This window comes from Caldisphaera sp., from assembly GCF_046536515.1.
In the GTDB taxonomy this organism is placed as follows: Archaea; Thermoproteota; Thermoprotei_A; order Sulfolobales; family Acidilobaceae; genus Caldisphaera.
Map to the genome: position 1 here is coordinate 1 of NZ_JAWDMQ010000013.1, position 13,060 is coordinate 13,060.

The 13,060-nt window shown below is 33.4% G+C and carries 21 protein-coding genes and 1 pseudogene; 16 read left to right on the forward strand and 6 right to left on the reverse strand.

All coding sequences use genetic code 11. From position 1 onward, the window contains the following. Window positions 1-881 (reverse strand): transposase (locus tag RXO53_RS03170; protein ID WP_410712816.1); only part of this gene is annotated, 881 nt, incomplete at its 3' end. 72 nt (window positions 882-953) lie between these two features. Here RXO53_RS03170 and moaA point away from each other — a divergent pair. Beyond that, window positions 954-2,093 carry a GTP 3',8-cyclase MoaA gene (gene moaA, locus RXO53_RS03175; RefSeq protein WP_410712817.1) on the forward strand — a complete coding sequence of 380 codons (1,140 nt, stop codon included), beginning with the start codon at window positions 954-956 and terminating at the stop codon, window positions 2,091-2,093. Here moaA and RXO53_RS03180 read toward each other — a convergent pair. Then, window positions 2,090-2,803: a hypothetical protein gene (locus RXO53_RS03180; protein WP_410712818.1), complete on the reverse strand. Its 714-nt coding sequence runs from the start codon at window positions 2,801-2,803 to the stop codon at window positions 2,090-2,092. The genes moaA and RXO53_RS03180 overlap by 4 nt on opposite strands. A 10-nt stretch (window positions 2,804-2,813) precedes the next feature. Then, on the reverse strand, window positions 2,814-3,665 hold the full coding sequence (cyoE, locus tag RXO53_RS03185) for a heme o synthase (RefSeq protein WP_410712819.1): 852 nt from the start codon (window positions 3,663-3,665) through the stop codon (window positions 2,814-2,816). Window positions 3,666-3,812: 147 nt separating this feature from the next. Here cyoE and RXO53_RS03190 point away from each other — a divergent pair, with 147 nt between their 5' ends. The 4 genes from RXO53_RS03190 to RXO53_RS03205 are packed head-to-tail and all read left to right on the forward strand — an operon-like array spanning window position 3,813 to window position 6,301. Next, window positions 3,813-4,118, forward strand: coding sequence for a hypothetical protein (locus tag RXO53_RS03190; RefSeq protein WP_410712820.1), 306 nt, complete (start codon window positions 3,813-3,815; stop codon window positions 4,116-4,118). An 11-nt stretch (window positions 4,119-4,129) separates the two neighbouring features. Then, on the forward strand, window positions 4,130-4,525 hold the full coding sequence (locus RXO53_RS03195; protein WP_410712821.1) for a hypothetical protein: 396 nt from the start codon (window positions 4,130-4,132) through the stop codon (window positions 4,523-4,525). Next, window positions 4,518-4,973, forward strand: coding sequence for a hypothetical protein (locus RXO53_RS03200; RefSeq protein WP_410712822.1), 456 nt, complete (start codon window positions 4,518-4,520; stop codon window positions 4,971-4,973). The genes RXO53_RS03195 and RXO53_RS03200 overlap by 8 nt, the downstream gene beginning before the upstream one ends. A 35-nt stretch (window positions 4,974-5,008) precedes the next feature. Further along, entirely contained in the window at window positions 5,009-6,301 is a 1,293-nt protein-coding gene (locus RXO53_RS03205; protein ID WP_410712823.1) for a glycerate kinase, read from the forward strand. 28 nt (window positions 6,302-6,329) lie between these two features. Here RXO53_RS03205 and ppa read toward each other — a convergent pair whose 3' ends face one another. After that, complete coding sequence (gene ppa, locus RXO53_RS03210; RefSeq protein WP_410712824.1) at window positions 6,330-6,854, reverse strand: inorganic diphosphatase; 525 nt, start codon at window positions 6,852-6,854, stop codon at window positions 6,330-6,332. Between the two features lie 96 nt (window positions 6,855-6,950). Here ppa and rpl7ae point away from each other — a divergent pair, with 96 nt between their 5' ends. The 10 genes from rpl7ae (at window position 6,951) to rpsB (ending at window position 11,800) form a co-directional block, all read left to right on the forward strand. Beyond that, the gene (gene rpl7ae, locus RXO53_RS03215; protein WP_410712855.1) at window positions 6,951-7,334 is read left to right on the forward strand and encodes a 50S ribosomal protein L7Ae; all 384 of its coding nucleotides are present in this window, start codon (window positions 6,951-6,953) and stop codon (window positions 7,332-7,334) included. 28 nt (window positions 7,335-7,362) lie between these two features. Continuing rightward, window positions 7,363-7,857, forward strand: coding sequence for a 30S ribosomal protein S13 (locus tag RXO53_RS03220; RefSeq protein ID WP_410712825.1), 495 nt, complete (start codon window positions 7,363-7,365; stop codon window positions 7,855-7,857). Then, window positions 7,835-8,371 carry a 30S ribosomal protein S4 gene (locus tag RXO53_RS03225; RefSeq protein ID WP_410712826.1) on the forward strand — a complete coding sequence of 179 codons (537 nt, stop codon included), beginning with the start codon at window positions 7,835-7,837 and terminating at the stop codon, window positions 8,369-8,371. The genes RXO53_RS03220 and RXO53_RS03225 overlap by 23 nt, the downstream gene beginning before the upstream one ends. Beyond that, entirely contained in the window at window positions 8,371-8,766 is a 396-nt protein-coding gene (locus tag RXO53_RS03230; RefSeq protein WP_410712827.1) for a 30S ribosomal protein S11, read from the forward strand. The genes RXO53_RS03225 and RXO53_RS03230 overlap by 1 nt, the downstream gene beginning before the upstream one ends. A gap of 74 nt (window positions 8,767-8,840) precedes the next feature. Beyond that, window positions 8,841-9,677, forward strand: a complete 837-nt coding sequence (locus RXO53_RS03235; RefSeq protein ID WP_410712828.1) for a DNA-directed RNA polymerase subunit D — start codon at window positions 8,841-8,843, stop codon at window positions 9,675-9,677. A gap of 2 nt (window positions 9,678-9,679) precedes the next feature. Beyond that, complete coding sequence (locus tag RXO53_RS03240; protein ID WP_410712829.1) at window positions 9,680-10,039, forward strand: 50S ribosomal protein L18e; 360 nt, start codon at window positions 9,680-9,682, stop codon at window positions 10,037-10,039. 10 nt (window positions 10,040-10,049) lie between these two features. Beyond that, window positions 10,050-10,493: a 50S ribosomal protein L13 gene (gene rplM / locus RXO53_RS03245; protein ID WP_410712830.1), complete on the forward strand. Its 444-nt coding sequence runs from the start codon at window positions 10,050-10,052 to the stop codon at window positions 10,491-10,493. After that, window positions 10,486-10,938 (forward strand): 30S ribosomal protein S9, encoded by a 453-nt coding sequence (locus RXO53_RS03250; protein ID WP_410712831.1) that lies wholly within the window; start codon window positions 10,486-10,488, stop codon window positions 10,936-10,938. The genes rplM and RXO53_RS03250 overlap by 8 nt, the downstream gene beginning before the upstream one ends. Before the next feature lie 5 nt (window positions 10,939-10,943). Next, window positions 10,944-11,183 (forward strand): DNA-directed RNA polymerase subunit N, encoded by a 240-nt coding sequence (locus RXO53_RS03255; RefSeq protein ID WP_410712832.1) that lies wholly within the window; start codon window positions 10,944-10,946, stop codon window positions 11,181-11,183. After that, complete coding sequence (gene rpsB, locus RXO53_RS03260; protein WP_410712833.1) at window positions 11,180-11,800, forward strand: 30S ribosomal protein S2; 621 nt, start codon at window positions 11,180-11,182, stop codon at window positions 11,798-11,800. Before RXO53_RS03255 ends, rpsB begins: the two co-directional genes overlap by 4 nt. Here the strand turns inward: rpsB and RXO53_RS03265 are convergent, their stop codons facing one another. Further along, window positions 11,801-11,986, reverse strand: a complete 186-nt coding sequence (locus tag RXO53_RS03265) for a hypothetical protein (protein ID WP_410712834.1) — start codon at window positions 11,984-11,986, stop codon at window positions 11,801-11,803. 156 nt (window positions 11,987-12,142) lie between these two features. Between RXO53_RS03265 and speD the strand changes: the two genes are divergently transcribed. After that, on the forward strand, window positions 12,143-12,532 hold the full coding sequence (speD, locus tag RXO53_RS03270) for an adenosylmethionine decarboxylase (protein ID WP_410712835.1): 390 nt from the start codon (window positions 12,143-12,145) through the stop codon (window positions 12,530-12,532). Between the two features lie 245 nt (window positions 12,533-12,777). On the opposite strand, the pseudogene RXO53_RS03275 reads toward speD, so the two are convergent. After that, window positions 12,778-13,050, reverse strand: a pseudogene (locus tag RXO53_RS03275) (RNA-guided endonuclease TnpB family protein); the annotation flags it as partial. Between the last annotated feature and the right edge of the window lie 10 nt (window positions 13,051-13,060).

Genomic DNA, 13,060 nt, shown 5'->3' on the forward strand with positions numbered 1-13,060 from the left:
CCAATGTTTCTTGTATTATCTGCTAAGGATTGTACTTGTGCTATCTTATTCTCTAAATAAAAGTAGTCCTCCTTAGTCCTAACACCTTTGTAGAGAAACCAAGTGCCATCGTTTAATACTACGCTTGCCAAATTATTTATACCTAAATCTATTGAAGCTACTTTATTACCTTTAGGCAATTCAACTCGTATTGCCTTCCTTTCACCATAAATAATATATTTGCTCTCCTTTCCCTTTTTAGTTTTCTCAACACCTACTTCAACAGGTATAGATGCATACCATGCATTTCTTGCTTCATCATAGTATATCTCTAGCCTACCTTGTTTTCCATACCATTTTAGTCTGCCTGCAAAATCTATTTCTAGGTTGAAATCCTTGAGGATTAACTTATGGTTTTGCTCATTTATAACATATCTGTCTTGTCTAACAACAAGTAAAAGCTTCCTCCTCTTAGTTTCTCTATCCTTCCAGTAACGCGGTGGGCTAACATGTTTCATGAAGGTTGGCAATTTTTCTTCTTTCTTCAACTTTAGAAGAGAAAAAAATGAGTTCCATGCCTCGTTGTTTTTCTGCATAACTGCTTGAGCATTAACTTTTAGCTCTTCCTTATACTTTTCATAATACTTGTTCCACGTTATATTGAAGTCCACTTTCTTTTCATGAAAAAACTGTTGTCTCCTCTCATAGTTTAACTCGTTGAAGAGCTTTGATGAGATGTTCGCTAGCCTTCTGAGCTTCCTTTTCTGAAAACCATTTGGAAGAAGACGTACTACATTTGTTCTTTTATTTGTATAATTAACTTCGTAGATACCTTCATCTGGTATTGCGGGAGAAATCGGCTCCCGCTCCTCATGCTTTAAGAGTTGACCAGACGAAGGCATCTAAAGGCATCTCAAATAGAAATAGTATTTTTGATTTAAAAAACTTTACCCCGCCCCTAGAAGGGGCGAGGTTTGTGTTTCTTTATCATAATTATATCTTTATCATTTCTGCTGTTTAATAACAATAGCCTTCAAAAAATATACTTTTATATAAAATCTTCAATTATTATAGTTAATGCAGGAGGAAAACTCATGCAAAAGCTAATAGATGCCTACGGAAGACCTTTGGAGAATCTAAGGATTGCTGTAACGAGAGAATGCAACTACAATTGTATATTTTGTCATTTAGAAGGAGATCCCATAGGCAAGCCTCAAAAGATAGGAACTATGCCTCCTGAATTAACACCTTATGATTATAGTATAGTTGCCGAGGCAGCAACAAAGATAGGTATAAATGAATTTAAGATTACAGGAGGGGAGCCTTTAGTTAGAAACGACATAATAGATATAATTAGCAACATAAGAAAATACTCTGAAAATTCGGATATATCCATGACTACAAACGGTTACTTACTTTATACATATGCTAAAAAGCTAAAGGATTCCGGTTTAAATAGGGTAAACATATCTATTCATTCTCTAAATAGAGAAACCTATTATAAAATAACAGGTGTAGATGGTTTAGAAAAGGCATTAAAAGGACTCGATGCTGCCTTAGAGAATGGTTTAAAAACCAAAATAAATGCATCAATAGTAAAAGGTTTAAATGATAGGGAAGTTATGGATTTGGTAGAATTTTCAGCGAAAAAAGGTGTAACATTGCAGCTTATAGAACTTCAACCTATTAATTCTGGCTCAAAACAATTTAACAACTTGCATTATCCCCTCTCATTAATAGAAGAAATTTTAATTAAGAAAGGGGCAAAGATAATTTTAAGGAAATTGCATAATAGACCTATTTATGAGCTGCCTAATGGAGCGATAATTGAGATGGTAAAATCATATAATAACCCTTTATTCTGTGCAGGCTGCATGAGAGTAAGATTATTAGCTAATGGTACTTTAATTCCTTGCATTAATTGGGGAAAGCCAGGAGTAAATCTGTTACCTAAAATTAGGAATAAGCCCAGAGATATTGCGATTAAAAATACAATAGAGGCATTTAAAGAAGTTAATATGCTTAGAAAGCCCTATGTGCTATACAGATTAGATACAACACAATATGCTAGCAATAGTAGAGAAATTAGGCTAAAAATACCTAAAAAACTTTAAACACTTCTTTTTTCTGGCTTCATAGAACCTGATAATAAAAGCAAAACGCTTAAAACAAGTAGGGATGAAACAAATAAATTCCAACCATATATTGCCGCTAATATTATCGTTATTCCCGATAAGAACCCTCCACCCATTGCAAGCCCTGCGTCTGTTGTAAAAGGACAAACCTCATTTTGTTGTCTAAAATAAAACGACATTATCGACACAACTACAGATGAAGAGATTAATCCTACTAAAGGGGCTGTAAATAAAGAAATTAAAGGAATGACAACCATAACAAATGCGTGCAGCTTTTTAGTTATAAAGCTAATTGATATTGTCGATATAAAAAGAAATACAAAGAAAAGTATCTTTTCAAATAATAAAGAAATATGCATAAAAGATATAAGAGAAGTAGCGAGAAGAGATGAAGGTATTATTGCTTTAAAGTCTTTTAGTGTAACGTAAATTAATGATATGGAAAGTAAAATTAATGATAAGAATTTTAGCTGGGTTAATATCAAAACAACTGACATTAAGGACAATGCAACATAAACAAAATAATCCCTCTTCTTTAAAAATACTATTGGTTCAATTATAGATATAAGAAATATAGCTGAAGATATCATGATATAAGGCATAAATATTATAGAAATGGTGAAAAATAAGGCCGCTATAGAATAAAAAATACAAACATAGTACCAAACACCTTTGCATAAATTACTCATATTTTCCACCTTATAAAAATCTTACTAAGACGAAAAAAGCTGCTATAATTGAATTCGCAAATTTAAATACAGACAGAGCATTGTCCTTTGATGGAGACAGTATGAACTTCCTTATTTTTAATAATGCTATCAGAACAAACACTGTTGATAACGATGCAGCTATCAAACCCCTTCCTTCTAATAAATAGAAAAGCCATACTAATATGTCTAAAGAAATTATAGAAAATATTACCAAACCTCCAAATGTCTTTTCATTAGATATAACGGGAAGCATTGGAATAGAGGCATTCTTATAGTCATCCATATGATAATAAACTATAAACCATATATGCATTGGAATCCATGCTAATACTATTAATGCAAGCAATATACCTCCTATCCCAAAACTACCCGTTGCAGCAGCCCAACCACCTAAAGAGGGCATAGCCCCTGCTATACCTCCAAATATTATGTTTGAGACTGTAGTTCTCTTTGTTAGTTCAGTATAACCAATTATATCAAACAAAAGCCCCATAATTATAGCAAACACTACATATTTATTTATAAAGTCGGCAGCTATAATACCAATAAGTATAAGAAATATGATTCCTAGTATGGCTTCTTCTTTTGATAATTGTTTAGACGGTAAAGGCCTTTTTCTCGTTCTCTTCATTATAGAATCTATGTCAACCTCTAAATACATATTGAGAGCAGTTACTCCCCCTATGCCACCTATACCTACTGGTATCAATAAAAGAAGGTTTCTTATATTAATTGGTGTACCTGCAGCAAAATATGCCCCAAAAACTGTGACAAGCAGTAATCCAAGCTGTGCTGGTTTAGTCATTTCAAATAGGGCCTTTAGTTTCTTAATAAAGCTCATTATTAGTCCCTCAATTTACATTATTTAAGTTTTACTTATATAGTTGTACTTATACTTATTTATTTCCAAATATAGCATTTTTATTATTTTTTATAATAGCATATAAAAATTTAAACCATAAAATTAATATTACATATGGTGAACTATTTGTCATCAAAAGATGAGAATCAGCAAAAGGCAGAAAACAAACCTAATAAAACGCCTAGAAATATAGGTATTGCATTAATTGCAATAGGGGTTGCATTGCTGATATTCGTATTTTATGAGGCCTATATATCATTTTTAAATCCAGGTTTTATAAGTAATTTGAATTCTTTAACTTCATCAAATACTGTTCCAATATCTTTTACAGCAGAGGCTTTAGTAATATTATTAATTAAAGTTGCATTCTTAGGTATAGCTTTAGCTGCTGGCTCTACTATATTATCAAAAGGGGTAGAGTTAATTAAATAATGGGGATATGATTGAAACTTGGCATACTAGCAATTGTTGCAGGTTTAATCTTGTTGGTGCTTGCTGTTTATCCATTATACGGATTTGTTACAGGATTTTTGAAAAACCCTTTAAATATAACAGAAACCCAAACTAATTGCAATGGAACTATTGGGATATTATTTAATATAACATATAATAATGAAGTTGAAATGAATAATGCAACAATAGATTTAAAACTAATATACAGCAATGGGAAATCGATTAATAATGTATTATTTTCTGGAAACTTATATCAGAATGAAACTGTTTATAAATGTATTCCAGCATATTATTTTGAGAACGCCACCCAATATGAATTCAGTATAACAGGAAAAATAGCTGGGCTATATAATTTTAACATAACAGAAGTGAACAAAATTGGATAAAGAAAAAATATATTGGATAATAAAACAGATATTTCTGGGAATATTAGAAGGAATATTTTATTCTATAATATATGTTTACCTTTTACCATATTTATTAAATGTATTATCATCGTCTTTGAGCAGTCAAATACCTTTATTGGGACTACCTTTTTCATCTGATATATACCTATATATAGGATTATTTGTTGGACTAGATGTAGTTGCTAGGATAATGAAAGGAACAATATATAATCCTTTGCTAAGGGCTTCTTCATCTCTAATAGGGTTACTTATAGTTTTAAGCTATTTTAATGGAGGCATATTAAGTGTTGGGCCCATATCTACAAGTAGTGGACAAGTCTACATAACTTTAGATCTATCTTTAATATTATTAATTTATGTTGCCTTTATTATAGCCCCCGGAATTATAATTCCTTTTATAGAATACTTTGTTGAAAACAAACGCTAAAATTTTTATTTAATGCACGTTAATAGTGAGAAAAGATGAATCCAAAGGATGATTTAAAGGAAATAATAAACCATATATTGACGAAATCAGATCTATCAATTTATGTTAAAAAAGACTTAAAAAAGCTTAAAATTGATTTTAACAAGAAATTTATATTAATATCATTTGGAAAAGGAGCATCTTCAATGACAAATGGAGCAATTGAAATACTAAACGACAAAATCGATGGAGGAGTTGTAGTTATACCTAAAGGAACTGAAAAGCCTAAAGGAAATTTGGAAGTTATAGAATCAAGTCATCCAATACCTGATGAAAACAGCATTAAGGCGGCGGACTCAATTATAGAATGGATTAAAATTAAGGGAAAAACAGATTTTCTATTTTTAATTTCTGGTGGAGGTTCTTCTCTTGTAGAAAAACCATTAGGTAATATAACTTTAGATGACCTTAAAGAGTTAAATAGGATTCTTTTAAATTCTGGTGCAAGCATTTCTGAGATAAATACTGTTAGAAAGCATATTTCCCAAATTAAAGGCGGAAGGCTTGCAGCTTTAGTATATCCAAAAAAAGCATATGGATTATATGCTAGCGATGTTCCAGGAGATATAATAGATCAAATAGCCTCAGGACCAACAGTACCAGATACAACTACATTTAATGATGCATTTAATGTAATAACAAATTATAATCTAAAAGATTTTATACCTAAATCTGTTTTAAATGTGCTAATTGATGGCATTAATGGAAAAATAAAAGAAACGCCTAAGCCTAATGATAAAGTATTTAAAAAAATAAAAAATAAAATAATAGCAAAAAATGTATTAATATTAAAACATGTATCAAAACTGATGAGAAGCAAAGGATATAAAACTATCATATTGACTTCAAGAATCGAAGGGGAATCTAAAGATATTGGATATGCTTTAGCTTCAATAACGTTGGATTCGTTAAATAAAGGCATTCCATACAGACCTCCAATAGCTCTTATCTTGGGGGGAGAAACTAGCGTTACAGTGAAAGGGAATGGTCTTGGAGGAAGAAATATGGAATTAGCATTAGCATGGGGATTAAAGGTTAATGAGTATCATTCATCTAAAAGAGCTGCTATCTTGACTTTTGCAACCGATGGTATTGATGGACCAACAGATTCTGCAGGAGCTTTATTGTCTAGTGAAGACATAGATTATATAAAGTCCCTTGGAATAGATATTAAAAAAGAACTAAAAAATAACAACAGCTATTATGTTTTAAAAAAGGCAGGGCTATTAATAAAGACAGGCCCTACAGGATCAAATTTAAATAATATAATAGTTGTTGCAATAAAATAAAATTAAATATTTTTATAATGTTTATAATTTATTCCTTAGCTCTCTTAACGGCACTCAAAATTTCTGCCTTAGCTTTTTCTGCCCCTTCCCAACCTGTTACCTTAACCCATTTCCCAGGCTCTAATTCTTTATAATGCTCAAAGAAATGAGATATTTTCTTTTTCAAGAAATCTGGAATGTCTTTAACATCACTCCAAGAGCCATAAATAGGATCGAGCTTTTCTTTGGGCACTGCAATAATTTTAGAATCAGGACCCTCTTCGTCTTGCATCATCAATATTCCTATAGGCTTTGCTTCTATTATTGTTCCAGGCATTACTGGTTCTCTGCTAATTAGTAACAAATCTATTGGATCTCCGTCTTCTGACTTCGTCCCAGGAATGAAACCATAATTGAATGGATACGACATGCTTGTGTATAAGAATCTATCAACCTTTACTAAACAACTTTCTTCGTCCAGCTCGTATTTAACGCTGCTATTCATAGGGATTTCTATGAACATGTTTACCAAATCTGGTGCTTTGCTTCCAGGACCTAGTTTTTCAAGGCACACGAGTTTCACACCTATTATTATTATGGATGCGTTATATTTAAAAGTTTATCTGCTACAAATATGTATGACGACCCGAAATAGGGGAGGAGGATGAATATGTCAAAGTCAAGCTATGTATTATTTGAAGTGCCAGAAGATCTGGCAGAGGAAGTGTATAAGGTAGTTAGTAAGGCAAAAGAAAGCGGAAAAATAAAGAAAGGAACTAATGAAACAACAAAAGCTGTTGAGAGAGGAAACGCTAAATTAGTAGTTATAGCAGTAGATGTAGATCCACCAGAAATAGTTGCTCATTTACCATTATTATGCGATGCAAAAAAGATACCATTTGTATATGTGCCAAGCAAGAAAAAACTAGGAGAAGCAGTTAACATAGAAGTAGGAGCAGCAAGCGTTGCAATTGTTGAAGGAGGAGAGGCCGAGAACGATTTAAAGAAAATTGTTGATAAAGTTAAAGAATTAAGGGCTAAAGCCGGCGCATAACATTATTAATTATCTTGGGGAATGCTGAATGCCTGCCAAAGGTGTGAAGGAGGAACAATTTAAATATGTGCTAAGAATCGCTGAAACTGACATAAACGGTAATTTAAACCTTATATTGGGTTTGAGTAAAATTAAAGGCATTGGATATCAAACAGCTCTAGCTATTGTTAGACATTTAAAGATGGATCCTAATAAAAGAATAGGTTATTTAAGTAATGAAGAAATTAAACAAATAGAAGATGTCATTAGCGATCTAACTAAGTTAAAGTTACCTAGCTGGATGTATAATAGAAGAAAAGACTATGAAACAGGGCTTGATAAGCACCTTATTGGAGCTGATTTAATATTTGCTGCAAGAAGGGACGTTGAAAGAGAACAGAAGGTTAATTCATGGAGAGGCGTTAGACATAAACTAGGACTTAAGGTAAGGGGACAAAAAACCCATACTACCGGTAGATTAGGTATGACTATAGGAGTTAAGAAAGAGAAGGTGGAAACAAGTGGGGGATCCCAAAAGCAGTAGAAAGAAATGGGAAGGGCCTGGACATCCTTGGATTAAGTCCAGATTAGAGACAGAAATGAAGATAATAGGAAAATATGGATTGAGAAATAAAAAAGAACTTTGGACTGCAGAAACTATAGTAAGAACTCTTAGACACCAAGCAAGAAACCTACTTGCTTTACCAGAGCCTCAAAGATCCGAAGTCGGTAAAAGCCTTTTAGAGAGACTATACAAGTTAGGCTTAATAGGAAAAGAATCAAGTCTTGATGATATTTTAGGATTAACTTCAGAAAATGTATTAGAAAGAAGACTACAAACTATAATATTGAAGAAAGGAATGGCAAAAACAATTTATCAGGCTAGACAATTTATAACTCACGGGCATATCGCTATAAATGGTAAAAGAGTTACAAATCCCGGGTATTTAGTAACAAGGGAGGATGAAGATAAAATAACTTACGCCTTAGGTAGCCCAATTAAAGATATGATGGAAAGTAAAAATGAAGAAACTCAAGGTAAAGAAGGTGAGTCTTGATGGCCTTTAGAGAGCTTAGGTGGGGGGTAACTCATATATATAGCAGCTTTAACAATACCATTATACACATAACTGATTTAACAGGATCTGAAACGTCTTCAAGAGTTTCAGGCGGTATGGTCGTTAAAGCTGACAGAGAAAAACCTTCTCCATATGCTGCTATGATTGCTGCGATAAGGGCAGCCCAATCATCTATGGATAGAGGTATAACAGCTATTCACATAAAAGTTAGAGCGCCTGGAGGTCATGGACCCAAAACGCCTGGACCCGGAGCTCAATCAGCTATAAGGGCTTTAGCTAGAGCCGGTTTCGTTATAGGACGTATAGAAGATGTAACACCTATACCTCACGACACAACAAGGAGACCTGGCGGAAGAAGAGGTAGAAGAGTTTAAACTATATTTTTTAATATAAATTTAATTAGCCTGGTATTATTATTTATTTTTGCAGATGCTTAGGTGGCATAAAAATGGAAAAGAGCGTTGATATATTAGACTTTAAAAATAACAAAATAACAGTGTATCTTGAAGGATTTCCAATAGCATTTGGTAATGCCCTCAGAAGGCTAGCATTATCTGATGTCCCTACTATGGCTATTGATTATGTATATTTTTATGATAATGATACGAGCGTTTATGATGAAATAATTGCTCACAGGCTGGGCTTATTAGTATTAAAATCAGATGAAGCCATACACAAATACAACTTACCAGAAAATTGTAATGGCAAAGATGAAACAGATACTTCTTGTTATGTTCAAGTAGTTCTCGAGAAGGAATTAAGCGATGAAAATACTTCTGGATTATATGTTAAAGCTTCGGAACTAAAGTTTTCTGATGAAAATATTAAACCAGCATATCCTGATACCCCAATAGTTTATTTAGCTCCTGGTCAAAGGATTCATTTAGTTGCTTATGCTAGGCTAGGAAGAGGTAGAGAGCATGGAAAGTGGAGTCCCGCCTCCGCATCTATTTTACAATACACAACAATAGTTGACGTAAAGGGAAGTGAAGCTAATGAAGAGTGTATAAGATGCGTTTCTTATTATAAAGAAGTTGAAGATGCTCTTAAATCAAAAGAAAACAAAACAATAGAGTATAAAACAAACATTAATACCAGCGGGTTAAGGTATTGTGAAGATAGCTCATGCAAAAATATAATTAAGGTTAGATATGATAGCAACAAACTATTGCTTACAGTAGAATCTAACGGTTCTCTAGACCCACAGCAAATTATTTTAGAAGCCTCTAAAAGCCTTGATAGGAGGGTAGAAGCGCTGCTGGAAAAAATTGAAAAGGGTGAGTAAATATGAGAAGAGAAATAACAAATGAGCTGTTAGTTAATACAATTAGGAATTTGAGGAAGCAATATAAAAACACGAAATCTAAGGTTTGGCTTTATGTTGCAGAAATACTATCAAGACCTGCAAGAAGAAGGGTTGCAGTTAACCTAAATAAGGTTAATAGGTTAGCTAACGATAATGATATTATAATAGTTCCTGGAAAAGTATTAGGAAGCGGTAGATTAAACAAAAAAGTTACTATTGCTGCATTCTCATTCTCTAAAGACGCTGTAGAAAAAATAAGATCCTCTGGTAGTAACAGTATTACTATAGAAGAGGTAATGAAAACAAACCCCGAAGGGAAGAGTGTAAAAATAATAGTATGAGGTGGTATAGATGGAAGAAATAGTGATTGATGGTAGTAACACAATATTAGGTAGGCTAGCAAGCCATGTTGCCAAATTATTATTAGAAGGGAACAAGGTCGTTATATTGAATTCCGAGAAAATAGCTATTAGTGGTGACCCAGTAAAGTTGATACAGTTTTATAAAGATACCGTATTAAACGTTAAAACTCACTTTTCTCATAAATGGAGGCCAAAGAGGGCCAGATCACCAAGCAGGTTATTTAAGAAAACTGTATCTGGTATGTTACCAAAAAACAACAAGAAGGGTGAAGAAGCATTAAAAAGACTCAAAGTTTATGTAGGCGTTCCTAAAGAATATAAAAATAAGCAACCTATAAAAATACAGTTTACGGTAGATAAGCTAGGAGGTAAGTTTACCACACTTCAAGTAATAGCTGAAAACATGGGATGGAAGGTGAAGGCTGTTGAGTAACCTAAATTTGATAGTATCAACGGGTAAAAGAAAGAAGGCAGTTGCTACAGCTATAATAAAACCAGGTAATGGTAAAGTTAAGGTAAACGGTGTTCCTGTAGAGATTATTCCAAATACCATGGCTAGAGTAAAGATAATGGAACCTATTTTGCTAGTTGGAAAAGAAATTATGAATTTGATAGACATAGAGGTAAGAGTAAGCGGAGGAGGAGTTATGGGGCAAGCTTCTGCATCTAGAACAGCTATAGCTAGAGGACTAATTTCATTTTTCAGATGTAATGAGAGCAGCGAAGAATGCAAGAAGAGAAACGAAATTGCAGAAAGAATTAAACAGATATTCGAAGAATACGATAGAACGATGCTTTCCGGTGATTATAGAAGAACTGAGCCTGAAAAGTACATGAGATACAGTGCTAGAAGGGGTTGGCAGACATCATATAGGTGAAAAATATGTTACCTCCAGTAAGATGCTTAACTTGCGGAGCACCATTAGGGCATTTATACGAACCATTTAAGAAAAGAGTTGAAGCAGGAGAGGATCCCGAAAAGGTTTTAGATGATTTGGGAGTAAAGAGGTATTGTTGCAGAAGGACCCTCTATACTAGTATAGCTTATATAGAACAAATTTCCAAATATAGCACGTCCAGGATTGCAAGGTATAAGCAATTAGAAAAGGGTGCAAACGCTTGAGTGAAGAAGAAAATAAGGAGTTATTAGTATCTTCGGATACATATAAGAAAGCAGGAGTTATTTTCGGAACACAGATATGCACAAAATATATGAGAGAATTTGTTTATAAAATACTTCCAGATGGATTCTACCTATTAGATGTTAATAAAATAGATGAAAGAATTAGAATAGCGGGAAGATTTCTATCAAATTTTGACCAGAAAAAGATAGCCGTTGTTTCAACAAGAATTTATGGACAAAGGCCTATAACAATTATGTGTGAGAAGCTTGGTTGTAAAGCAATAAGTGGCAGGGTTATTCCGGGCATATTTACAAATCCCAACTTAGAAAGCTATATAAAACCAGATGCAGTAATAATAACAGATACAAGAACCGATAAGCAAGCCTTAGTTGAGGCATCTAAAATTGGTCTACCAGTAGTTGCTTTAGCTGATACTGATAATAAAATAGAAGACGTCGATCTCATAATTCCAGCGAACAACAAAGGTAGAAGGAGCCTAGCTTTAGTTTATTGGTTATTAACAAGAGAAATAATGAGAAACAAAGGACTATTAGCTCCAGGCCAGGAACCTGATTTCACATATGAAGACTTTATAACAAGCAGAATTAAAAAATAATCAGCATTTTATTCTCATTACATTTAATATATCTCTTATTTCTTCTAACCATTCATTAATTGCAATTAATTTCCCTCTAGATTCTTCTCTTTTAGCCATCTCAGAAACGTCTCTTTCTAATAAATCAAGCTTTATATAAATCATATCTAGCAACTCTCTTGGATCTTTCTTTTCTAGATTTTCCAAGCTGTTCACCTTATATAAATCAGAAGATTTAGATAAAAACCTTATTATTCATCAAAATTTTGTAAAAACAAAGAAAATTTCGTAATAATAGGGGGCAATAACTTTTAAAGTGGTGGGGGATATAAATATAGAGGGTTTAAATAGGGGGGTGCTAAGATGCAGTCAACTTACAACATAGAGGACGAATATAGCAAAAAACCAAAAGTCGTTGGGCGTCATGTCTATGGAAATGTTAAGGGATGCAGAAACATAAACCTATTAAGTGATGAAAAAAGTTTAACCAACTTATTAATTAAAGCAGGAAATGCTGGAAATATGACTATACTAGACGTTAAAACTTGGAAGATAGGAGAAGGGGTTAGTGCCGTGGCTATTGTATTAGAAAGCCACATAACAATACATACATGGCCTGAATATAGGTTTGCTACAGTAGATGTATATAGCTGCGGTTCTCATACAGATCCTAAGAAGGCTTTTGATTTTATAGTTAATGCTCTTGATCCGGAAGATGTAGAATTTGGTATGACAGATAGGAGCCTGGAATAGGAAAGGCCCCCGGGTTCAGGCATTTTGGCCTGGGGGGCCAAAGCAAAAGAAAAGCACAGAAACCAAAATTATTTTTATTTTATTAATTAATTTTCTTGATGTTGTTTTACTTGCATCCCCCATAACAGGATAAAGCAAATATTATTTTCTTTTTATAAAACTAATTAGGTTTAATCCAATTATCTATAGCCTCGTAAAGTTCCCTCATAGTAATATCATCATAATTAAGTAGAGCATTAAACGCATCATCTGACCTCCTCCCCGCCCTGAAGGACAAGGATTCTCTCAGGGTGGATCATTGGTTTGATTTACAACCTTCATTTTCATCACTTCATAGCTAGCTGGTAGAGGTTTCTTCACTACCCTGCTCTATTTATCCAGATAGACCACTCGCTGAGTCTTTAACCTATTACCCCTATCCCCCACTGGGGGTTGCCCTTTTCTCTCAGATCCAAGGGACTTGGGGATATGTAGAATATTTATTGCCCGTTCAAGTCTGCATTTATAACTTTCCCTATGAATAGTTTA